A 21,755-nucleotide genomic window follows, 5' to 3' on the forward strand; every position below is an offset into this window, starting at 1 on the left:
ACGGGCAGCCGGGCGGGTTCCGGCGCCGTTCCAGGCAGCAAGGATTCCCGCCGTCGGTGCCCACCACGGCGGAACAGCACAGGAAGGGGCCCCTGCGCGGCCGCGTCCTTCCAGCCGTTCGAGGCTGGCAGACGCGCCCGGGGGCGGAGGAGATATATGTCGAACGCGGACACACCCGCCGAGAACACCGGCGGGAATCCCGCCACACCTGCGACCGCATCGGAGAACGGCCCGCTGGCCGACCTGCCCGCCCGCATCCGGGTGCACGCATTGGCGAAGCTGCTCGGGTCGAGCAGCCGTGAGGTGCTCAAGCAGCTCGTGGAGCTGGGCGTCAGCGCGCGCAGTGCGCAGTCCAGCGTGCCCAAGGAGGTCGCGGTCCAGGTCGCGGAGGCCCTCGGGGTCACCGCCGACGAGGTCGCGCCGGAGCAGGTGGCCGCGGTCACCGAGGCCCCCGAGGCACCCACTGCCCCGGTGACCGCCGTCGAGGCCGCTCCCGCGCCGGAACCCGAGCCCGAGCCGGACCCGGAGCCCGAACCGGCTCGCCCGGCCGTGCACGTGCCGCTGTTCGCGGCGCCGTCGCCGGTGTTCCTGCCGCCGGAGCCCGCCGCGGCCCCGGCCAAGCGCGCGCCGGAGCCCGAGCCGGAGCAGGATGAGGCCGAAGAGGACACCGCCGGGGACCAGGGTCCCCACGGCGATGACGACGACGAGGCCGCCGGTCGGCGCCGCCGTCGTCGGGGCCGTCGCGGCCGCGGTCGTGGCAAGGGCGGCGACGACGCCAGGGACGACAGCGACTTCGACGAGCCCGAAGCCAAGCCGGAGCCCAAGGACACCGGCAACGGCAAGAAGGCCAAGGCCGAGGAAGCCCCCGCCGACAAGGCAGAGAAGGCCGACAAGGCGGACAGGCCCGAGGAAGCCGACGAGGCCGCCGACGACGCCGAGGGCGAAGAGAGCAGCCGTTCGCGGCGCCGTCGCCGTCGCCGCCGCAAGGCCAGCGGCGAGGAGGACGGCGAGAACGCCGCCAGCGCCGACGACCCGCCCAACACCGTGGTCCACGTCCGCCAGAGCAAGGCGGACAAGGGCGGCGGCGACTCCGGTGGCGAGAAGCCGGCCAGGGACGAGGTGCGCAGCGTGCGCGGCTCCACCCGGCTGGAGGCCAAGCGCCAGCGCCGCCGTGACGGCCGCGAGGCCGGCCGCCGCCGCGCGCCGATCCTGTCCGAGGCCGAGTTCCTCGCCCGCCGCGAAGCCGTCGAGCGCACCATGGTCGTCGCCGAAAAGGGCGAAGAGACGCAGATCGGCGTGCTCGAGGACGGCGTGCTGGTCGAGCACTTCGTCACCTCGTCGGGCAGCGGCTCGATCGTCGGCAACGTCTACCTCGGGCGCGTGCAGAACGTGCTGCCCTCGATGGAGGCCGCGTTCATCGACATCGGCCGCGGCCGCAACGCCGTGCTCTACGCCGGTGAGGTCGACTGGGACGCCGCCGGCCTGGAGGGCAAGGCGCGCAAGATCGAGCAGGCGCTGTCCACCGGTGACAGCGTGCTGGTGCAGGTCACCAAGGACCCGGTCGGGCACAAGGGCGCCCGGCTGACCACGCAGATCTCGCTGCCGGGCCGCTTCCTGGTCTACGTGCCCGCGGGCGGTGCCACCGGGATTTCGCGCAAGCTGCCGGAGAACGAGCGCCGCCGCCTCAAGGACATCCTCAAGCGGATCGTGCCCGAGGACGCGGGTGTGATCATCCGCACCGCCTCGGAGGGCATCGTCGAGGAGGAGCTGGACCGCGACGTGCGCCGCCTGAAGGTGCAGTGGGACGTCATCAAGGAGAAGGCGGACGCGAGCAAGGGCAAGAAGTCCGGCGCGCCGACCCTGCTCTACGAAGAGCCGGACCTGCTGGTCAAGGTGGTCCGCGACCTGTTCACCGAGGACTTCGCGAAGCTCGAGGTCCAGGGTTCGACGGCGTGGGAGACCATCCAGGGCTACGTCGGCCACGTCGCGCCCGACCTGGCCGGCCGCCTCAAGCGGTACACCGGCAACGGGGACGTCTTCGCCGAGTACCGGATCGACGAGCAGATCACCAAGGCGCTCGACCGCAAGGTGTGGCTGCCCTCCGGCGGTTACCTGGTGATCGACCGCACCGAGGCGATGACCGTCATCGACGTCAACACCGGCAAGTTCACCGGCTCCGGCGGCAACCTCGAGGAGACGGTGACCAGGAACAACCTGGAGTCGGCCGAGGAGATCGTGCGCCAGCTGCGGCTGCGTGACATCGGCGGCATCATCGTCATCGACTTCATCGACATGGTGCTGGAGTCCAACCGCGAGCTGGTGCTGCGGCGGCTGACCGAGTGCCTGGGCCGCGACCGCACCCGCCACCAGGTCGCCGAGGTGACCTCGCTGGGCCTGGTGCAGATGACCCGCAAGAAGGTCGGCACCGGCCTGCTGGAGGCCTTCTCCACCACCTGCGAGCACTGCAAGGGCCGTGGCGTGGTCGTTTCCACCGACCAGCAGAAGAACGGCTCCGGCGGCAACAACGGCGGCGGCGGGCACCAGCACGGGTCTTCCCGGCGCTCGCGCGGCCGCAACAAGGCCGACGAGCAGCCGGTCGAGGCCCCGAAGGCCGAGGTCCCCGCGCCGCAGCGCGAGTCGGTGGTCACGGCCGTGCAGGCGGTGGCGAACGCTTCGAAGCCGAAGGCCGGCGAGTCCGACGGTGGCGAAGGCGAAGGCGGAGACGTCACCGAAGTCACCGAAGCCGCGCCCGCGTTGAACGGGCACGCTCCGGAACAGCCCGCCGAGGAAGGCGCACTGGCCGAGAAGGCCGACGAGCCGATCAAGGCGGGCACGGCCGGACAGCCGGGGACGCGCAAGCGTGAGCGGATTTCGCGGGCGGAACGCCGGGCTCAGGCCGCGGCGGCGCAGGAGGCTGAACTGTCCGAGCCGGGCGGGGAAGCGCAGGCCGAGAAGGCCGACGAGCCGGTGAAGGCCGGGACGGCCGGGCAGCCCGAGGCGGCGCGGGAGCTTGCGCCGGCCGAGCAGCCCAAGGCCGAGCAGCCCGAAGCGCAGGAGCAGGCAGCTGAGCAGCCCGCCGAGGCCGTGAAGGACGAGGAGGCACAGGAAGTGCCCGCCGAGTCCCCCGCGACCGTGCGGGCCGAAGCCGAGGCGCCCCAGGCTCCTCAGGCCGAGCAGGCCGTCGAAGAGGTGCCTGAGGTGTCCGTGCCCGCTCCGGCGGCGAAGACGACCCGGCGGCGTGCTCGCCGGGTGGCCTCCCGGCCGGCGGGCCCGCCGGTCACGGCCAACGAGAACAGCTAGAAGACAGGGTTAGGCCACCCCGGTTGTCCCGTGATCCGGGGTGGCACGTAACCTGTAAGACGGCCCGCCCGTAGTGGCAGGCCAGCATTGTGCGCCCACCAGCACGCGGTAGCTCGCGGGCGGCGCGTACAAGCCCCCACCCTATTGTCGAGTTAGCAGGAGACACCCGTGTCGGCGTACGCGATCGTCAAGACCGGCGGCAAGCAGTACAAGGTGGCCGTCGGCGACGTCGTCGAGGTCGAGAAGCTCGAGGGCGAGCCGGGCACCGAACTCACCTTCCCCGCCGTGCTGTACGTGGATGGCGGAGATGTCACCACGGACGCCGACGCGCTCGCGAAGGTCTCGGTCACCGGCAAGGTCGTCGAGCAGACCAAGGGTCCCAAGATCCGCATCCACAAGTTCAAGAACAAGACCGGCTACCACAAGCGGCAGGGTCACCGGCAGAAGCTGACCCGCCTCGAAGTCACCGGCATCACCAAGTAAGGGGTTCAGGCAGCCATGGCACACAAGAAGGGCGCGTCCAGCTCCCGCAACGGTCGTGACTCGAACCCGCAGTACCTCGGCGTCAAGCGGTTCGGTGGCCAGGTCGTCAAGGCGGGCGAGATCCTCATCCGCCAGCGCGGCACCAAGTTCCACCCGGGCGTGAACGTCGGTCGCGGCGGTGACGACACCCTGTTCGCGCTGGAGCACGGCTCGGTCGAGTTCGGTTCCAAGCGCGGCCGCAAGACGGTCAACATCGTGCCGGTCGAGGCCTGAGCCTCCGACCGAGCGAACACCACCGGGCGGTGTGGTCTGCGTAGCACGCAGACCGCACCGCCCGTTCGCATGTAGACAGCAGTTTCTGGAGAGGGCAGGCAATGGCGTCCCGGTTCGTCGACCGTGCGGTGATCCATCTGGCCGCCGGCAACGGTGGGAACGGCTGCGCCTCGGTGCACCGTGAGAAGTTCAAGCCGCTCGGCGGTCCCGACGGCGGCAACGGCGGCAACGGCGGTGATGTGCTGCTGATCGTCGACCCCAACGTGCACACCCTGCTCGACTTCCACTTCCGCCCGCACGCGCGGGCGGGCAACGGCAAGATCGGCCAGGGCAGCAACCGGTCCGGGGCCGCGGGCGAGACACTGGAACTGCGCGTGCCGGACGGCACGGTGGTGATGACCGAACGCGGTGAGGTGCTCGCCGACCTGATCGGTCCCGGCACCACCTTCGTCGCGGCCCAGGGCGGCCGGGGCGGGCTCGGCAACGCCTCGCTGGCGTCCAAGGCCCGCAAGGCACCCGGTTTCGCGTTGCTCGGTGAGCCGGGCGAGGCCCGTGATCTGGTGCTGGAGCTGCGTTCGGTCGCCGACGTCGGCCTGCTCGGCTTCCCCTCGGCAGGCAAGTCCTCGCTGATCTCGGTGCTTTCGGCAGCCAAGCCGAAGATCGCCGACTACCCGTTCACCACGCTGGTGCCGAACCTCGGCGTGATCACCGCGGGCGACACCGTGTTCACCATGGCCGACGTGCCGGGGCTGATCCCCGGCGCCAGCCAGGGCAAGGGCCTCGGCCTGGACTTCCTGCGGCACATCGAGCGCTGCGCGGTGCTGGTGCACGTGGTCGACTGCGCCACCTTCGAGCCCGGCCGTGATCCGGTGTCCGATGTGGACGCGCTGGAGGCGGAGCTGGCCCGCTACACCCCGAGCCTGGGCGGCGACCTGGCCGACCGGCCGCGCGTGGTGGTGCTGAACAAGGTGGACGTGCCCGACGCGGCCGAGCTCGCCGAAATGGTGCGCCCGGAGTTCGAGAAGCGCGGCCTGGAGGTCTTCGAGGTCTCCACGGCGTCGCGCAAGGGCCTGCGCGAGCTGACCTACGCGCTCGGCGCGGTGGTCGAGCGCTACCGGGCCGAGCAGCCGCCGCCGGAGGCGGAGAAGGTCGTGCTCAAGCCGCTGGCGGTGGACGACAGCGGGTTCACCGTCGAGCCCGATCCCGAGGAAGAGGGCGCCTTCGTCGTGCGCGGCACCCGGCCGGAGCGCTGGATCCGGCAGACCGACTTCGGCAACGACGAAGCCGTCGGGTACCTCGCCGACCGGTTGAACCGGCTCGGCGTCGAGGACGCGCTGGCCCGCAAGGGCGCGGTGCCCGGCAGCCAGGTCACCATCGGCGACATCTCCTTCGAATGGCAGCCCTCCACCCCGGGCGCGGCGGTGCACCTTTCCGGCCGCGGTACCGACGTGCGGCTCGAAGGCACGGACCGGATCAGCGCGTCCGAGCGCAAGGAAGCCCGGCGCATCCGGCGTGACGGCCCGGACGAGGAGTCCGAAGGTGAGTGAGACGCGGCGGGCGGTTTCGGGCGCCCGGCGGCTGGTGGTCAAGGTCGGTTCCTCGGCGCTGACCACCGCGGGTGACGGCCTCGACGTGCGCAGGCTCGACGCGCTGGTGGACGCGATCGCCGCGCGCATCAGCGCGGGCAGTCAGATCGTGCTGGTCTCGTCCGGCGCGATCGGAGCGGGCCTGGCGCCGTTGTCGCTGGCCAAGCGCCCCCGTGACCTCGCTTCGCAGCAGGCCGCGGCGAGCGTGGGCCAGCTCGCGCTCGCGCACGCGTACGGCGAATCGTTCGGCCGGTACTCGCTGACCGTGGGCCAGGTGCTGCTCACCTCGGACGACGTGGTCCGCCGCGCGCACTACCGCAACGCGCAGCGCACCTTCTCGCGGTTGCTCGCGCTCGGCGCGGTCCCGGTGGTCAACGAGAACGACACGGTGGCCACCGAGGAGATCAAGTTCGGCGACAACGACCGGCTCGCCGCACTGGTGGCGCACCTGGTCGCCGCCGACGCCCTGGTCCTGCTGTCCGATGTGGACGGCCTGTACGACGGGGACCCGCGATCCGGGGCGACCCGCCGGATCGACGAGGTGACCGGCGAGGCCGACGTCGACGGCATCACCGTCGGCATGTCGAGTTCGGGGCTGGGCACCGGCGGCATGGTGTCCAAGCTGGCTGCCGCCCGGACCGCCGCCGCGGCGGGCATCCCGGTGCTGCTCGCCGGTGCGACGCAGGCGGCCGACGCGCTCGGTGAAGCCGAAGTGGGCACCGCGTTCGCGGCCGCGGACAGCCGCCTGTCGGCGCGGCGGTTCTGGCTCGGTTACGCGACGGACGCCCGTGGCCGCTTGCACCTCGACGACGGCGCGGTGGCCGCCGTGGTGAGCCGGCGCCGATCCCTGCTCGCCGCCGGGATCACCGGCGTCGACGGTGACTTCGACGCCGGTGACGTGGTGGACCTGGTCGACCCGGCGCAGCGCGTGGTCGCGCGCGGGGTGGTCGCCTTCGACGCGGTGGAACTGCCGGAGCTGATCGGCCGCTCGAGCCACGACCTGCCCGCCGAACAGCGGCGCGAGGTCGTGCACGCCGACGATCTGGTGCCGTTCGGCCGCTGACTCAGGCCAGGCGGGCGATCGCGGCGGCCAGCAACGCGGCCAGGATCGGCGGTTCGGTGCTCCGCACCAGGTAGTTGGCCAGGCTCGGCTGCACGCCGACGGCCGGGTCCTGTGCCGAGATCCGGCTGTACTCGTCGACGAGCCGGTCGAGCTCGTCTTCGAGCAGCCCGGCCGCGGCTTTCAGCTCACGCTCGGTGGGTGGGTCGCTCGGGTGGTTCACAGCTGCCTCTCGCCAGGGGTGGTAACTGCTCAGACGTACGGTGAGCCTGGACGTTCCCCTATGTCCGCTGATTTGTCCATAATCGAAACGGTGTCATCGAAACAGTGTCGCGATTATCTCCGTAGATAGGCGAGCACGGCGAGCACCCGCCGGTTGGTGTCCGCGGCGGGCGGCAGGTCCAGTTTGGTCAGGATGTTGCCCACGTGCTTGGCGATCGCCGCCTCGGAGACGACCAGCCGCCGCGCGATCTCGGTGTTGGAGTGCCCCTCGGCGACCAGCGCCAGCACCTCGGTCTCCCTGGTGGACAAGCGGTTCAGCGGATCGCGGTGGCGGCTGAGCAACTGGCGCACCACCTGCGGGTCCACCACCGTGCCCCCGGCCACCACCTGCCGCAGCGCGGTGGCGAACTCCTCGACGTCGACCACGCGGTCCTTGAGCAGGTAGCCCACGCCGCGCCCGTCCCCGGAGTCCAGCAGTTCGGCGGCCCCGCTGCGCTCGACGTACTGGCTCAACGCGAGCACCGCCAGCCCCGGGTACGCCCGGCGCAGTTCCACCGCGGCACGCAGGCCTTCGTCGGTGAAGTCCGGCGGCATCCGGATGTCGGTCACCACCAGGTCGGGGCGGTGTTCGGCGACCGCGCGAGCCAGTTCATCGGCGTCCCCGACGGCCGCCACCACCTCGAAACCGAAGCGGGTGAGCAGTCCGGCCAAGCCCTCGCGCAGGAGCACGCCGTCTTCGGCCAGCACTACTCGGACGGACAAGGCAACTCCACACGCACGATGGTCGGACCACCAGCCGGACTGGACAGGACCATTCTGCCGTCGAGCACCGCGACCCGGTCGGCCAAGCCGGTCAAACCCGTGCCACGCAGTGGATCGGCGCCGCCGTGCCCGTCGTCCCGGACCTCCAGCAGCAGTGAACCGCGTTCAAGCCGCACGTCGATCTCGACCGCCGTGGCCGCGCTGTGCTTGGCGGCGTTGGCCAGCGCTTCCGAGGCGACGAAGTAGGCGGTGCCCTCGACCGAGCCGGGCAGCCGCCCTCGCAGTGCACTGTGGACGGTCACCGGCACGGCCGAGCGGTCGGCCAGCTCACCCAGCGCGGCCGGAAGACCGCGCTCGGTGAGCACCTGCGGGCGGATGCCGTGGATGAACTCGCGCAACTCGGCCATCAGCAACTTGGCTTGGTCGTGCGCGTCGGCGAGTTGCTGCGCGGCAGGCGAATCCGGCGGCAGGTCGAGGCGGGCGAGGCCGAGCCGCAGGGTCAGGCTGACCAGCCGCTGCTGGGCGCCGTCGTGCAGGTCGCGCTCGATGCGGCGCCGTTCGGCTTCGAAGGCGTCGACCAGCCGGGCGCGCGACCGCGCCACTTCGACCAGCTGGTCGCCCTGCAGCAAGGTCCTGGCCAGCATGCCGTGCAACCCGGCGACCAGGGTGCCGAGGTAGGCGAGCGCGGCGACCATCCCAAGTCCGGCGAGCGCGCCCCAGACGGACTCGCCGAGCGTGCTGACGGTCAGGAAGCCGACCGACACCGCGCCACCGCCGATCAGCAGCGGGCTCGTCAGCAATGCCCCGGCCAGCACGGCGAACACGACCACCGACCCGCAGGCGGCGAGCACCACGGTGCCCAGGAGCACCACGTATCCCAGTTCGCGCCAGGTGGCGGCCTCGGTGTACCGGGTGCGCACCCAGGAATCGAGGCCCGGCGCGGACGGCCGCCGGTGGCCCGAGGTGACCGGACGCGGATCCACCAGCCGCAGGCGCCGGCGTTCCAGCCCGGCCAGCGGCAGCGCCACCAGCGGCCCGCCCAGGCCGAAGGTCAGCGCGCCGAGGGCGAGCAGCACCGCGGCCGGTCCCGTGCGGTCCGAAAAGGACTCGGCGACCAGCACCAGCCACGGCAGGCAGAGCAGGCAGAGCGCGCCCGCGGCGGCCGAGGCCGTGGCCAGCGAGCTGAGCAGGTAGACCGCCGCGCGCCACGGCCAGCGGCCGAGCAGGAACCCCCGCGTGCCCAGTGCGTCGAGCGCGGTCGTCACGAATCCGACCCTAGTCGCTCCTCCGGTGAGTCAAGGTCGCGCTCTCCGCGCCCAGGCAGCCTCGCCCGTCCCCTCGGCCGAACGCCAGGAGTGGGGCATTACCAGCGTTGAATGCAAGTAATGCCCCACTCATAGCATTGCCGGGGCGCGGGCGGGGCCAGTACGAGGCCGACCAGGTCCACCGGAGGAGCGCCTGGTGGGTATACCTGGCTATACCTCCGATCCGGGCGCTGGCGGTAGTGCCCGTACCCCGGTCCGCCCGGTTTGCTGGGCGGGTGAGTGCGGAAGCCGGGATACGCGTGGTGCCAGCCATCGAGCTCTGGGAGGTGACCAGGGAGTACGGCGAGCGGCAGGCCAGGGTGCGGGCGCTCGACCGGGTCAGCATCGGCTTCCCGCCGGGCACCTGGACCGCGGTGATGGGGCCGTCCGGCTCGGGCAAGTCCACCCTGCTGCACTGCGCGGCCGGGCTGGACCGGGTCAGCGGCGGGCGCGTGGTGCTGCTCGGCAACGACATCACCCTCGCGCCCGACAGCGCGCTCACCGCGTTGCGCCGCAGCGCCATCGGGTTCGTCTTCCAGAGCTTCAACCTGCTGGGCGCGCTGACCGCCGAGCAGAACGTCGCGCTGCCGTTGCGGCTGGCCGGGGCGCGCGTGGCGAAGGACGAGGTGCACGCGGTACTGGCGTCGGTCGGGCTGGGGGACCGGATCCGGCACCGGCCGCGTGAGCTGTCCGGCGGCCAGCAGCAGCGGGTGGCGATCGCCCGCGCGATGGTGACCCGGCCCGCCGTGTTGTTCGCCGACGAACCCACCGGCGCGCTGGATTCGAAGTCGGCGCGCGGGGTGCTGCGGCTGCTCCGCGAGATGGTCGACCACGCGCGGCAGACCGTGGTGATGGTGACCCACGACCCGATGGCGGCGGCCGCCGCGGACGCGGTGGTGTTCCTGTCCGACGGGCGGCTCGTCGACCGCCTGGACCGGCCCACCGCCCGGCAGGTGGCCGACCGGCTCGCGAGCCTGGAGTCGTGATGCTACGGCTTTCGGTGAGCACGTTCGGGGACAAGCGCAGGCTGTTCGGGGGAGCGCTGCTGACCGTGGCGCTCGGGGTGGCGCTGGTGCAGTCGTCGCTGCTGCTGATGGGGTCGACGGCACGGGCGCGGATCCCGGACGGGCTCGATCCGGCCACCGCGGACCGCGTCCGGTCCGGGTTCGACGGCGCGGCCACGCTGATGGGCATGACCGTGCTGCTGTCCGGCTTCCTCGGTTTCTTCATCGTCGGCTCCACGTTCGCGTTCACCGTGGCGCAGCGGCGGCGGGAACTCGCGCTGCTGAGGCTGGTCGGCGGCGGGCGCGGGCAGTTGTACCGGCTGCTGCTCGCCGAAGCGCTGCTGCTGGGGGTGACCGGCACCGCGCTCGGGGTACCGCTCGGCGTGGTGGCGACCTGGCCGCAGTCATGGCTGCTGAACGCGCTCGGCCTGGTGCCGGACGACTTCTCGGCGACGTGGGAGCCCCGCGTGCTGTGGGTGTCCGGTTTCGTCGGCATCGGGGTGTCACTGCTCGGCGTGCTCAGCGCGGCTCGCCGGGCGGCGGCGGTCCAGCCGCTGGAAGCGTTGCGGGACAGCGGTTCCGTGCACCGGGTGATGACCGTCGGCCGCTGGCTGACCGGGGTGTCCATGGTCGCCTTCTGCGCCGGGCTGGTGGTGCTCGCGCAACGCGTGGAACTGGCCGGGGCGCTGGCGATGTCGATGATGGTGGCCATCGTCGGCGCGGCCGGGTTGAGCGTGCTGAGCCCGCTGGTGGTGCCGCTGGCCGGGCGGGTGCTCGGGCTGCTGCTGCGGTCCACCGTGCTCGGTCAGGTGGCCGAGGCGAACCTGCGCGACGGCGTGCGCCGCAGCGCGTCGACCGCCGCTCCGCTGATCGTGCTGACCGGGCTGGTGCTCGGGCTGGCGGGCACGATGGCCTCGCTGACCGAGCTGAGCGAGCAGGAGCAGCAGCGCACCACGGTGGGTGATCTGGTGGTCGAGTCGACCGGCGCCGAGGCCGACCGGATCGCCACGCTCCCCGGCGTGGCCGGGGTTTCGGTGGAGGTTCCGGTGCCCATCCACATCCAGGCCGACCTGCGCGAGCAAGGCTGGTCTCGCACGGAGAACTACTACGACGGGCTGACGGTGGTCGATCCGGCCGCCTACCGCGAGGCGCACCTGATCCGGCCGCGTGCGGGTGACCTGGCCGAACTGCGCGGGGACACCATCGCGGTCGGGCCCGCGCTGGTGGGTGAAGGCATCCGGGTCGGCGATGCGGTGCGCGCCACCTTCCCCGACGGCGAGAAGCAGTTGCGGGTGGTGGCGGTGATGCCGGAGACCGTCGCGGAGGGCGCCAGTTTCCTGCTGCCCAGGGAAGCCGTGCCCGCCGAGGTCGTGGCCGAGGCGCCCGCGGTCTCGCTGGTCCGGCTGGCGCCCGGCGCCGATCCGGCCGCGGTGAACATCGGCGATGTGTCCACTTTGGACGACTGGATCGCCGCGGACGTGGAAAAGCAGCAGCAGGACAACGCCGCGTTCCTGGCCGCGCTGATGGGGCTCTCCGGGCTCTACGCGGCGGTCGCCGTGGTCAACGCCGTGGTGATGGCGGGGGCCGAGCGCGGGGTGGAGTTCGCCGCCGCGCGGGTGACCGGGCTGACCCGGCGGCAGGTGGTGTGGATGGCGCTGATCGAGGCGTGGGCGGTGACCGTGATCGGGCTGGGCCTCGGCTGCCTGACCCTGGCCGGGGTGCTGGTCGGCATGCCGGTGGTCGCGGTGCCCTGGCGGCTGCTCGGCTTCCTCGCCGCCGGTGCGTTCACCGCGGTCGGCGTGACCAGCGTGTGGACCACGCTGCTGGCGACGCGCCCGTCACCGGTTTCGCTGGTGGCCGCGCGCGAGTGATCAGCGCAGTTCGCTGCCCTTCGTCTCGGGCAGTGTCAGGATCACCAGGAAGGCGACAGCGGCGCCGGCGGCCACGTAGATGAAGAACAGGTTCGGCTGCCCGATGGTGGCGAGCCAGCTGATCAGCAGCGGCGCGGTGCCGCCGAAGACCGCGACGGTCAGGTTGTACCAGGCGCCGATGCCCAGCGCGCGCAGCTCGGTCGGGAACAGCTCGGACATGATCGCCGGTGCGATCGAGGTCATCGCGGTGTACAGGCCGAGACCGACGCAGAACACCACCAGCAGGTTCCCGAAGCCCGGCCGGACCAAAGTGGACAGCGGGATGATCAGCACCGCGATGGCCGCCGACCACACCAGCAACTGCGGTTTGCGGCCGTAGCGGTCGGCCAGCGCGCCCATCGGGTACTGCAGCGCGACGAACAACGCGGTGGCGATCGACAGCGCCAGGAACACCTCGGTGTCGTCGGCCTTGCGGGTCTTCACCGCGAACGGGGTCAGCGCGCTGAAGAAGGTGTAGTAGCAGAGCGTGGACAGCATGGTGAAGCCGATCAGCCTGCCGACCGACTTCGGGTGCTCGCGCAGGGTGGTCAGCAGCGGGCGCTCCACCCGGCGCGCGGTCGACTTGTTCTCCTCGAACTGCTCGGTCTCCACCAGGCTGCGCCGCAGCCACAGCCCGATCAGCCCCATCACCCCGCCGAGCAGGAACGGGATGCGCCAGCCCCATGAGTTGAGGTCGTCCTTGGTCAGCGTCTCGGCGAGCACGTAGCCGAGCACCGAGGCGATCAGCACGGCGGTGCCGGTGGAGATGTAGAAGAAGGAGGAGTACCGGCCGCGGCGCGGGGCCGGGGCGATCTCGCCGAGGTAGGCCGAGGCGTTGGACACCTCGCCGCCGAGCGAGAGGCCCTGCGCCACCCTGGCCAGCAGCAGCAGGATCGGCGCCAGCCAGCCGACCTGCTCGTAGGTGGGCAGCACTCCGATCATCACCGAGCCGCCGGCCATCAGCACGATGGTCAGGATCATCGCCGGCTTGCGGCCCTTGAGGTCGGCGAACCGGCCGAGCAGGTAGCCGCCCAGCGGGCGGAAGAAGAACGCCAGCGCGTAGGTGGCGAAGGTGTTCACCTGGGACAGTTCGCCGGGGAAGAAGGCCGCGGCGAAGTAGATGCTGAAGGTCGCGTAGATGGTCCAGTCGAACCACTCGAGCGCGTTGCCCACGCTCGCCGCGAACAGTTTCCGGACCGGGAGGCGGTGCTGCACCTGGGGGTTCGACTCGACCATGTTGACCTCCGCGCTCGGTCCGGTTGAGGCAGGACCTTGCCACACGGATGGGTGAGTTGGAAGATCCCCGTTCCGGCGTGGAGTCAGTTCTTGTGCTTCTGGTAGTACCGCGCGACCCGGGCCCGGTTGCCGCAGACCGCCGGTGAGCACCAGCGGCGGCGGGGGTGCGCGGGCAGGAACAGCAGCAGGCAGTCCTCGGCCTCGCAGTTCGTGACGCGGGTGACCGAGTCGCTGCCGAGCAGGTCGGCGGCCGCTTCGGCGAGTTCGGCGACGAGCCGCGCGACGCGGTCGCCGTCCCGGCGCGGGCTGGCCACGACCGTCGAACCGTCCCAGGTCAACTCCCGGTAGGCGGGTGCCGCTCGCTGCGCTTCGGTCAGCGCGCGCAACGCGGACACCGGCGGTCGCCTGCCGTGCCGCGCTTCTTCGACGGCCGTGGCGATGTGCGCGCGGATGCCGATGACCGCCTCGAGTGCGGCTTCGGAGGCGGGGGCGGCGGTGAGCCGTCCGGCCTGGGCGTCGAGCCACGCCGCGAGCGCGCCGGTGGTCGGCAGCAGCTCGCCGGTCGAGTCCCGGGTGTTGACCAGGTCCAGCGCCAGCGGTTCGCCCAGCAGCGGAAACATGGGCTAATGCTACATCACGGGGTTGACCCATTAGGTCGGCGGCGGCTATACCTAATGCATCTTCGACCGATGGAGGCATGTGAAATGACGATCGTCCAGGTGTGGCACGGGTTCACCGAGGTGGCTGGGGTGCGGGTGTTCCACCGGGAGGCTGGGCCGCCGGACGCGCCCGTGGTCCTGCTGCTGCACGGTTTCCCGTCGGCGTCGCACCAGTACCGGCGGCTGATGGAGGTGCTCGGCACGCGGTACCGGCTGATCGCGCCCGACCTGCCCGGGTTCGGGCACACGGAGGTGCCCGCCGGGTTCGCCTACACCTTCGACCGGCTGTCCGAGGTCGTCGAAGACTTCTGCGTGGCGCTCGGGCTGGACCGGTTCGCGATGTACGTCTTCGACTACGGCGGGCCGGTCGGCTTCCGCATGGCCGCGCGGCACCCCGGGTGGATCACCGATCTGGTGGTGCAGAACAGCAACGCCTACGAGGAAGGTCTCACCGAGCTGGCGCGCGGCTTCGTCGCGAGCCGCCGCGAGGACGTCAGCGCCATCCGCGAGGTGCTCACGCTGGAGGCGACGCGTGGGCAGTACGAAGGCGGTACCGGCGACGTCTCGGTCGTCGCGCCGGACGGCTGGATCCTCGACCAGTACTTCCTGGAGCTGCCGGGACGCGAGGAAATCCAGACCGAGCTGGCGCTCGACTACAAGTCCAATGTGGAGCGTTACCCCGAATGGCACGAGTACCTGCGGCGGTACCGGCCGCGGACACTGATCCTGTGGGGCGTGAACGACCCGTTCTTCGGTGCGGACGGCGCGAAGGCGTACCTGCGTGACCTACCGGACGCGCGGTTGCACCTGTTCGACACCGGCCACTTCGCCCTGGAGGAGAAGCTGCCCGAGATGGCTCCGCTGATCGACGAGTTCCTGGGCGGTCAGGAGGTCGCGGCGAGGGCGAAGGGCAGCACGGCGGGCGCCCCCGCCTGACGCAGCAGCCGGGCGGCGATGGCCATCGTCCAGCCGGTGTCGGTCACGTCGTCGATCAGCAGCACCGGCCCGGACAGTCCGGCCACCGCCTCCGCCAGTTCCGGCGGCAGTGAGAGCCGGTTCCACAGATCGGCCACGCGCTGCGCGCTGTTCGCCCGGCGCGGCCGTTCGCTCGCGGCGGCGAGCGAGCCGAGGTAGTCGAGCCTGCCGATCTTCGCGATCCGCTGGGCGAAGTCGCGCACCAGGATCGGACGGCTGCTCGACGGCATCGAGACCACGGCGACCGGGCGCTCGGCCCAGTCCCAGGCGGCGAGCACCTGCACGCAGGCCTGGAACACCGCCTCGGGCACCTCGCCGTCCGCGACCGAGTCCCCGACCAGCTCGCGCAAACGATTGCCCCAGCCGATGTCGGTCAGCCTGCCGAGCGCGCGGCCGGGCTCGGTCTGGTCGCCCGCGGCGATCTTGCCGGAGACCTTGATGCCCAGCCCGGCCATCCCGGTCGGCCACTGCTTGCGCGAGGTCAGCTCCACCCCGGGCCGCCGGAGGTCCTGCGCGGTCTTGTCCACAACAGACTCCGACACCTTGGCGGAGAGGTGCTTGCCGGTGCAGTTGTCGCAGCGGCCGCACGGCGCGGCATGCGGATCGTCGAGCTGGGCGAGCAGGAACTCCATCCGGCAGCCGGTGGTGTTCTGGTAGTCGAGCATCGCCTGCTGCTCGGCGTCGCGTGCTTCGTGGACCCGCTCGTAGCGCTCGGCTTCGTACTCCCACGGCTGCCCGGTGCTTTCCCAGCCGCCGCGCACCCGGCGCACCGCACCGTCCACGTCGAGCACCTTGAGCACCATTTCCAGGCGGGTGCGCGAAAGCTCCACCTTCGGCTCCAGCGCGGCTGTCGACAGTGGACGGTCGGCCATCGCCAGCGCGTCGAGCAGTTCGTCGACCACGCGCCTGCCGGGGAAGGCCAGCGAGCCGAAGTACCGCCAGATCTGCACATCTTCGTGCCCGGGCAGCAGGATGACCTCGGCGCGGTGCACACCGCGGCCCGCGCGGCCGACCTGCTGGTAGTACGCGATGGGCGAGGAGGGCGCGCCGACGTGCACCACGAACCCGAGGTCCGGCTTGTCGAAACCCATGCCCAGCGCGGAGGTGGCGACCAGTGCCTTGACGCGGTTGCCGAGCAGGTCGTCCTCGGCGGCCTGGCGCTCGGCCGGATCGGTCTTGCCGGTGTAGGCGGTGACCGGGTAGCCGTGCTCGTTGAGCAGCCGCGCCACGTCGTGGGCACCGGCGACGGTGAGCGTGTAGATGATGCCGGATCCGGGCAACTCGCCGAGGCGCTCGGCCAGCCAGGCGAGCCGGGCTTCGGCGGTCGGCAGCCGGACCACCGACAGGTGCAGGCTTTCGCGGTCGAGCGGGCCGCGCAGCACCAGCGCGTCGCCGGAACCGACGCCGAGCTGCTCGGCGACGTCGGTGACCACCCGGTTGTTGGCCGTGGCCGTGGTCGCCAGCACCGGCACGCCCTCGGGCAGCTCACCGAGCAGCGTGCGCAGGCGGCGGTAGTCGGGGCGGAAGTCGTGGCCCCAGTCGGAGATGCAGTGCGCCTCGTCGACCACCAGCAGCCCGGCGGTGGCGGTCAGCTTCGGCAGCACGGTGTCGCGGAAGTCCGGGTTGTTCAGCCGTTCGGGGCTGACCAGGAGCACGTCGGTGCGCCCGGCCGCGATGTCGGCCTGCACCTCGTCCCAGTCCTGCTGGTTGGCCGAGTTCATCGTGGCCGCGTGGATACCGGCCCGGTTCGCCGCGGCGATCTGGTTGCGCATCAGCGCCAGCAGCGGCGAGATGATCACCGTCGGGCCGGCGCCCTGCTCGCGCAGCAACGCCGTGGCCAGGAAGTACACCGCCGACTTGCCCCAGCCGGTGCGCTGCACGACGAGCGCGCGCCGCCGCTGCGCGACCAGCGCCTCGATGGCGGTCCACTGGTCTTCGCGCAGGACGGCGTGTTCTCCGGCGAGCGCGCGGAGCAGTTCGTCGGCGCGCGGGCGCAGGGTTTCGGCGTTCACGCCACCACCTCTACCCCATGGCACCGACAGGTTCGCGGGCAGTGTATGTGACGCAGGTCACCACTCGATCGGTGCCCCGGCCGTCATGCCACCCGGCCGCGGGCCTCTGTCCTGGGTGTACCGCCTCCGTTCCCGGGAGACGCCGGTACGCGGCGGTTCCCCCAGGCCGCCGCAGCGCGCGGTGCGCGGGCGCCCCGGTGCGGGCGGACCCGCGCACCGCGTCCGCGGCACAGGCCACGTACCCTGCCTGTTCATGCCAGAACGGCGTCGAATCGGGGTCATGGGTGGAACCTTCGATCCCGTCCACCACGGGCACCTCGTCGCGGCCAGCGAGGTGCAGTCGCGCTTCGGCCTCGACGAAGTCATCTTCGTGCCGACGGGGCAGCCGTGGCAGAAGTCCGACCGGGTGGTCACCAAGGCCGAGGACCGGTACCTGATGACGGTGATCGCCACCGCGTCGAACCCGGTGTTCTCGGTCAGCCGCGTGGACATCGACCGCGGCGGCCAGACCTACACCGTGGACACCCTGCGCGACCTGCGTGCCGAATACCCCGACGACGAACTGCACTTCATCACCGGCGCCGACGCGCTCGAGCAGATCCTCACCTGGCGCAACGCCGAGGAGCTGTTCGACCTGGCCCACTTCATCGGCGTCACCCGCCCCGGCTACCACCTCAACGACCACCACCTGCCCAGCGGCAAGGTGAGCCTGGTCGAGGTGACCGCGATGGCGATCTCGTCCACCGGCTGCCGCGAACGCGTCGAGCACGGGGAACCGGTCTGGTACCTGGTGCCCGACGGCGTGGTCCGCTACATCGACAAACGAGGGCTCTACCGCGACGCGCCGGACTGACTCCGCCGCGGTGGCCCACGCCACGGCCGGCCGGCCCATCCCGGGTGCTCGCCTGGGGCCGTGATTGATCCGGGTACCCTCATCGGGCGCATCCGTTTACCCGAAGGAGCCCTGTTGACCGCCACGTCCGAAGCCAGGGAACTGGCCGTCACCGCCGCACACGCGGCGGCGGACAAGAAGGCCTCGAACGTGGTCGTGCTGGACGTTTCCGACCAGCTCGTCATCACCGACGCCTTCGTGATCGCCTCGGCCCCCAACGAACGCCAGGTCGGCGCCATCGTCGACAACGTCGAGGAGAAGCTGCGCGAAGCCGGGCACAAGCCGGTCCGCCGCGAAGGCGCCAGGGAAGGCCGCTGGGTGCTCCTCGACTTCGTCGACGTCGTGGTGCACGTCCAGCACGACGAGGAACGCTCCTTCTACGGCCTCGAACGGCTGTGGAAGGACTGCCCGCGCATCGAGGTCGACGGCCTGACCGTGGGCGGCGACGAGGGGGAACCGGCCGAGGAGCGCCCGTGACCCAGCGGCTGGTGCTGTGGCGGCACGGTGAAACCGACTACAACGCCGCCGGCCGCATGCAGGGGCATCTCGACTCCGCGCTGACCCAGGTGGGCTGGAACCAGGCGCGGTTCGCCGCGCCCGCGCTCGCCCGGTTCTCGCCGGACCTGGTGATCGCCTCCGACCTCCACCGCGCCACCGACACGGCCACCGTGCTCACCGAGGCCATCGGCGTGCCGCTGCGCATCGACAAGCGCCTGCGCGAAACCCACCTCGGCGAGTGGCAGGGGCTCACCGGCGCCGAGGTGGACGCCGCGTACCCCGGCGAGCGGGACCTGTGGCGCACCGACGCCACCTGGGCCCCGCCCGGCGGTGAGTCGCGCGTGGACGTGGCCGACCGCGCCTACGAGGTGGTCGCGGACCTGGTCGCCGCCGGCACCGGGCCCACCGTGCTGCTGGCCGCGCACGGCGGCCTGATCATCGCGCTGACCGCCCGGCTGCTCGGGCTGCCGGTGGAGGTCTGGCCGACGCTCGGCGGCATCGGCAACTGCCACTGGGTCGAGCTGGGGCGCCGCAACGGCATGTGGCGGCTGCACGTGTACAACGCCGGCATCACGGGGTGAGCCCGCGGCTGCTGGTGTTCGGGGACTCGCTGAGCTTCCACGGCCCCGACCACGAGTACGCGGCCGACGAACCCCGGCTCTGGCCGAACCGCGCCGCCGACGCGCTCGGCGGCACCGCCGACCTGGTCGCCGGGTTCGGCTGGAACGCCCGCGACCTGTGGTGGTCGCTGACCGGCGACCCGCGGGTCTGGGCGGACCTGCACCACGCCGACGTGGTGATCCTCGCGATCGGCAGCATGGACACCCTGCCGTCGCCGCTGCCCACCTACCTCCGCACCGGGCTGCGGTACCTGCGCCCGGACCGCCTGCGCCGCGTCGCCCGGCAGGCCTACCTCGCCGCCCAGCCGCGCCTCGCGGTCGCCTTCCGCGGCAGGCCCGCGGTGCTGCCCGCCGCGTTGACCGTGCGGTACCTGGACATGTCGGTCGAAGCGCTGCGCGCGCTGCGGCCCTCGCTGCCGATCGTGGGGATGTTGCCGTCGGTGCACCGCGCCGAGTCGTACGGCCGGGTGCACGCCGCTCGCCCGGCTGCCGCCGCCGCGATGGCCGACTGGGCGCGGCGGCGAGAGGTGCCGATGCTCGACCTCGCCGAGGTGGTCGGGGAGCACGTGCTCGGCGGGCACGGCAACCCGGACGGCATGCACTGGGGCTGGGCGGGACACGCCGCCGTGGGCGCCGAAATGGCAAAACTCGTCAGCGGGTTGCTGTTCACCGGGGAACCACCCGGGGGCCCGTAGGCTGGTGCGGTGCCGGTAGCCGTAGTGACGGATTCGACCGCCCATCTGCCGGAGGGTTTTGCCGACCGGCATGCCATCCGGGTGGTGCCCCTGCACGTGCTGATCGACGGGGTGTCCGCACTGGACGGTACGGACGTGGGGCCCGCCGCCCTCGCCGAGGCGTTGGGGCAGCGCCGCATCGTCACCACTTCGAGGCCCACACCGGGCGAGTTCGCCGCCCAGTTCCGCGAGGCGCTGGCCGACGGCGCCGAAGCGGTGGTCTCGGTGCACCTGTCACGTGAGCTGTCGGGCACCTGGGAGGCCGCGGTGCTGGCCGCGCAGGAGGTCGGCCCGGACAAGGTGCGCATCGTCGACTCGCGGACCACCGCGATGGGGCTCGGCTTCGCCGCGCTGCACGCCTCGGCGGCCGCCGCCTCGGGCGCGTCGCCTGCCGAGGTGGAGAAGGCCGCCGTCGAAGCCGCTCGCCGCTCGGAGACGCTGTTCGTGGTGGAAACCCTCGAACACCTCCGCCGCGGCGGCCGCATCGGCTCGGCGGCGGCGCTGCTGGGCACCGCGCTGGCCGTGAAGCCGGTGCTGCACATGTGCGACGGGCGCATCCTGCCGCTGGAGAAGGTGCGCACGATGAACCGTGCGATGGCACGCATGGTCGACCTGGCGGTGCGCGCCGCCGGTGACGAACCGGTGGAGCTCGCCGTGCACCACCTGGCTTCGCCGGAGCGGGCGGTGGAACTGGCGAACCGCCTGGAGGAGCAGCTGCCGCGGTCCTCGGGCTGCCTGGTGTCGGAACTCGGCGCGGTGATCGGCGCGCACACCGGCCCCGGTGTGCTCGGCGTGGTGGTCCAGCGCCCCTGAGCGTGCCTCATGTTTCACCGACGGTGATCTTTTTTCGGCAGTGACCGGCTTGTTATGTCCGGTTCGTAACGGTCGGTGAGATACTTCCGACGAGGAAGTATGCGCGGTGGGTCCGCTCGGGGACCCGGCTCAGGGGATCGCGCGGGGGCGACGCAGAAAGGACGTTCCCGGTGACCGATCTGGTGGCGTTCCTGATAACCAGGGTGAACGAACGCCAGAGCCTGATCATGCGGACGGTGCAGAAGGGCAAGACCGGCGACCAGCTCGACCACGCCGACCTCGCCACCCAGACCGAAATGCGGATCCGCGGCCTCGGCACGCTCGAACTCGATTCGATCAACCGCATGATCCGCGAGGTGGAGGCGACCCGTCTGATCATCGAAACGCATGAAACCGGGGTGACCGACCGGGTGGCCGGATTCCCCCTCTACGGCAGTGATTACTGGTGCGAGGTGTGCCACGTTCCCGGTGGTGAGCCGGGTAAGAACTGGTGCCGGACACTGCGGTTGCTGGCCCTGCCCTACCAGGACCACCCGGGGTACCGCCGGGAATGGCGCCCTTGACAACTGGCCGCCGAACGGGCGAACTAGGTATGAGAAGGCTCTTGCACCGCCCGGTGGCCCAACCGTGGACGTGGCCTCTCCGGTAGCCGCCGGGGGTCACGTCCACGGCGGTTCCGGCTCAGCCGATCGCCGGGACCAGCTCGGCGAGCCGGGGCAGGACGCCGTCGCGCCACCCCGGCCCCATGCGCTCGCAGGCTTCGCGCTGCCGCTTGTCGTCGAGGTCGAAGCCGGAGTGCTCGAGCAGGAGCCGGGTGCCGTGTCCTTCCGGGACCAGCTGCCAGGTCAGGGTCCAGGCGCCGTCGAAGGTGTAGACGAACCGTTCGTGCGGCCGGGACTCCACCACGGTGCAGGGCACGTCGCCGTACCCGGGCATCCGGAGGTGGAACTCGTGCCCCACGTGCTCCGCGATGTCCCCCGGCGCCCACCACTTCGCGTGCAGGCCGGGATCGGTCAGCGCCCGCCACACCTTCGCGGGCGGCGCGTTCATGAACTGATCGACGACGATGGTGCCGGTACGGGCGTAGGTCATCGGTCCTCTTCCTCGTTCTCCAGTAGGTCGGCCATGGTGCGCAGGCGCTCGCGCCAGAACCGCTCGAACGGGTGCAGCCAGTCGCCGACCCGCGCCAGCGGCGCCGGCTCCAGGTGGTAGAAGCGCTGGCGCCCCACCGGCTCGTCGCGGACGAGCGATGCCTGGCGAAGGATCTTCAGGTGCTCGGCCACGGACGGACGGCTCATCTCGAACTGCGCCGCCAGATCGCCGGCCGTCCGGGGCCCGTCGGCGAGCAACTCCAGCAGCCGCCGCCGGGCCGGACTGGCCAGCGCCAGGAACACTTCGTCGGACATGCCGGG

General features: G+C 71.7%; 22 protein-coding genes. 14 read left to right on the top strand and 8 right to left on the bottom strand.

Annotated elements, in window-relative coordinates; all coding sequences use genetic code 11:
- Window positions 1-156: 156 nt before the first annotated feature.
- The 5 genes from JOM49_RS15030 to proB all read left to right on the top strand — a co-directional run bounded on the left by JOM49_RS15030 (window position 157) and on the right by proB (window position 6,705).
- Window positions 157-3,300, top strand: a complete 3,144-nt coding sequence (locus tag JOM49_RS15030) for a translation initiation factor IF-2 N-terminal domain-containing protein (protein WP_209664893.1) — start codon at window positions 157-159, stop codon at window positions 3,298-3,300.
- Between the two features lie 168 nt (window positions 3,301-3,468).
- Complete coding sequence (gene rplU / locus JOM49_RS15035; protein ID WP_209664894.1) at window positions 3,469-3,783, top strand: 50S ribosomal protein L21; 315 nt, start codon at window positions 3,469-3,471, stop codon at window positions 3,781-3,783.
- Window positions 3,784-3,798: 15 nt separating this feature from the next.
- Window positions 3,799-4,056, top strand: a complete 258-nt coding sequence (gene rpmA / locus JOM49_RS15040; protein ID WP_209664895.1) for a 50S ribosomal protein L27 — start codon at window positions 3,799-3,801, stop codon at window positions 4,054-4,056.
- Window positions 4,057-4,157: 101 nt separating this feature from the next.
- Window positions 4,158-5,603, top strand: coding sequence for a GTPase ObgE (gene obgE, locus JOM49_RS15045; protein ID WP_209664896.1), 1,446 nt, complete (start codon window positions 4,158-4,160; stop codon window positions 5,601-5,603).
- A complete protein-coding gene (proB, locus tag JOM49_RS15050; RefSeq protein WP_209664897.1) occupies window positions 5,596-6,705 on the top strand; it encodes a glutamate 5-kinase in 1,110 nt (369 codons plus the stop codon). The genes obgE and proB overlap by 8 nt, the downstream gene beginning before the upstream one ends.
- 1 nt (window position 6,706) lies before the next feature.
- Here proB and JOM49_RS15055 read toward each other — a convergent pair whose 3' ends face one another.
- The 3 genes from JOM49_RS15055 to JOM49_RS15065 all read right to left on the bottom strand — a co-directional run bounded on the left by JOM49_RS15055 (window position 6,707) and on the right by JOM49_RS15065 (window position 8,951).
- Window positions 6,707-6,925 (bottom strand): hypothetical protein, encoded by a 219-nt coding sequence (locus tag JOM49_RS15055; RefSeq protein WP_209664898.1) that lies wholly within the window; start codon window positions 6,923-6,925, stop codon window positions 6,707-6,709.
- A 113-nt stretch (window positions 6,926-7,038) separates the two neighbouring features.
- Complete coding sequence (locus tag JOM49_RS15060; RefSeq protein ID WP_209664899.1) at window positions 7,039-7,686, bottom strand: response regulator transcription factor; 648 nt, start codon at window positions 7,684-7,686, stop codon at window positions 7,039-7,041.
- Window positions 7,671-8,951 carry a sensor histidine kinase gene (locus JOM49_RS15065; protein WP_209664900.1) on the bottom strand — a complete coding sequence of 427 codons (1,281 nt, stop codon included), beginning with the start codon at window positions 8,949-8,951 and terminating at the stop codon, window positions 7,671-7,673. The genes JOM49_RS15060 and JOM49_RS15065 overlap by 16 nt, the downstream gene beginning before the upstream one ends.
- A 293-nt stretch (window positions 8,952-9,244) precedes the next feature.
- Between JOM49_RS15065 and JOM49_RS15070 the strand changes: the two genes are divergently transcribed.
- Together JOM49_RS15070 and JOM49_RS15075 are read left to right on the top strand one after the other, a co-directional pair.
- Window positions 9,245-9,976 carry an ABC transporter ATP-binding protein gene (locus tag JOM49_RS15070; protein ID WP_372444218.1) on the top strand — a complete coding sequence of 244 codons (732 nt, stop codon included), beginning with the start codon at window positions 9,245-9,247 and terminating at the stop codon, window positions 9,974-9,976.
- Window positions 9,977-9,990: 14 nt separating this feature from the next.
- Entirely contained in the window at window positions 9,991-11,865 is a 1,875-nt protein-coding gene (locus JOM49_RS15075) for an FtsX-like permease family protein (RefSeq protein WP_308158745.1), read from the top strand.
- Here the strand turns inward: JOM49_RS15075 and JOM49_RS15080 are convergent, their stop codons facing one another.
- Both JOM49_RS15080 and JOM49_RS15085 read right to left on the bottom strand, forming a co-directional pair.
- A complete protein-coding gene (locus JOM49_RS15080) occupies window positions 11,866-13,140 on the bottom strand; it encodes an MFS transporter (protein WP_209664902.1) in 1,275 nt (424 codons plus the stop codon).
- Window positions 13,141-13,223: 83 nt separating this feature from the next.
- Window positions 13,224-13,760, bottom strand: coding sequence for a CGNR zinc finger domain-containing protein (locus JOM49_RS15085; protein WP_209664903.1), 537 nt, complete (start codon window positions 13,758-13,760; stop codon window positions 13,224-13,226).
- A gap of 84 nt (window positions 13,761-13,844) precedes the next feature.
- Between JOM49_RS15085 and JOM49_RS15090 the strand changes: the two genes are divergently transcribed.
- Window positions 13,845-14,735 (top strand): alpha/beta fold hydrolase, encoded by an 891-nt coding sequence (locus JOM49_RS15090; RefSeq protein WP_209664904.1) that lies wholly within the window; start codon window positions 13,845-13,847, stop codon window positions 14,733-14,735.
- Here the strand turns inward: JOM49_RS15090 and JOM49_RS15095 are convergent.
- Window positions 14,684-16,786 (bottom strand): RecQ family ATP-dependent DNA helicase, encoded by a 2,103-nt coding sequence (locus JOM49_RS15095; protein ID WP_209664905.1) that lies wholly within the window; start codon window positions 16,784-16,786, stop codon window positions 14,684-14,686. The two genes, JOM49_RS15090 and JOM49_RS15095, sit on opposite strands and share 52 nt — an antisense overlap.
- A 253-nt stretch (window positions 16,787-17,039) precedes the next feature.
- On the opposite strand from JOM49_RS15095, the gene nadD reads away from it, so the two are divergent.
- The 6 genes from nadD to JOM49_RS15125 all read left to right on the top strand — a co-directional run bounded on the left by nadD (window position 17,040) and on the right by JOM49_RS15125 (window position 20,906).
- Window positions 17,040-17,639, top strand: a complete 600-nt coding sequence (gene nadD, locus JOM49_RS15100) for a nicotinate-nucleotide adenylyltransferase (RefSeq protein WP_209664906.1) — start codon at window positions 17,040-17,042, stop codon at window positions 17,637-17,639.
- A 114-nt stretch (window positions 17,640-17,753) separates the two neighbouring features.
- Complete coding sequence (gene rsfS / locus JOM49_RS15105) at window positions 17,754-18,155, top strand: ribosome silencing factor (protein ID WP_209664907.1); 402 nt, start codon at window positions 17,754-17,756, stop codon at window positions 18,153-18,155.
- Complete coding sequence (locus JOM49_RS15110) at window positions 18,152-18,757, top strand: histidine phosphatase family protein (RefSeq protein ID WP_209664908.1); 606 nt, start codon at window positions 18,152-18,154, stop codon at window positions 18,755-18,757. The genes rsfS and JOM49_RS15110 overlap by 4 nt, the downstream gene beginning before the upstream one ends.
- Complete coding sequence (octT, locus tag JOM49_RS15115; protein ID WP_209664909.1) at window positions 18,754-19,491, top strand: diglucosylglycerate octanoyltransferase; 738 nt, start codon at window positions 18,754-18,756, stop codon at window positions 19,489-19,491. The genes JOM49_RS15110 and octT overlap by 4 nt, the downstream gene beginning before the upstream one ends.
- Before the next feature lie 9 nt (window positions 19,492-19,500).
- A complete protein-coding gene (locus JOM49_RS15120) occupies window positions 19,501-20,343 on the top strand; it encodes a DegV family protein (RefSeq protein WP_209664910.1) in 843 nt (280 codons plus the stop codon).
- 170 nt (window positions 20,344-20,513) lie between these two features.
- Complete coding sequence (locus JOM49_RS15125; protein ID WP_209664911.1) at window positions 20,514-20,906, top strand: DUF6221 family protein; 393 nt, start codon at window positions 20,514-20,516, stop codon at window positions 20,904-20,906.
- A gap of 118 nt (window positions 20,907-21,024) precedes the next feature.
- Here the strand turns inward: JOM49_RS15125 and JOM49_RS15130 are convergent, their stop codons facing one another.
- Together JOM49_RS15130 and JOM49_RS15135 are read right to left on the bottom strand one after the other, a co-directional pair.
- The gene (locus tag JOM49_RS15130) at window positions 21,025-21,435 is read right to left on the bottom strand and encodes an SRPBCC family protein (RefSeq protein WP_209664912.1); all 411 of its coding nucleotides are present in this window, start codon (window positions 21,433-21,435) and stop codon (window positions 21,025-21,027) included.
- Window positions 21,432-21,749 (bottom strand): metalloregulator ArsR/SmtB family transcription factor, encoded by a 318-nt coding sequence (locus tag JOM49_RS15135; RefSeq protein ID WP_209664913.1) that lies wholly within the window; start codon window positions 21,747-21,749, stop codon window positions 21,432-21,434. The genes JOM49_RS15130 and JOM49_RS15135 overlap by 4 nt, the downstream gene beginning before the upstream one ends.
- Window positions 21,750-21,755: the final 6 nt, after the last annotated feature.

The organism is Amycolatopsis magusensis (assembly GCF_017875555.1).
Classification (GTDB): Bacteria; Actinomycetota; Actinomycetes; order Mycobacteriales; family Pseudonocardiaceae; genus Amycolatopsis; species Amycolatopsis magusensis.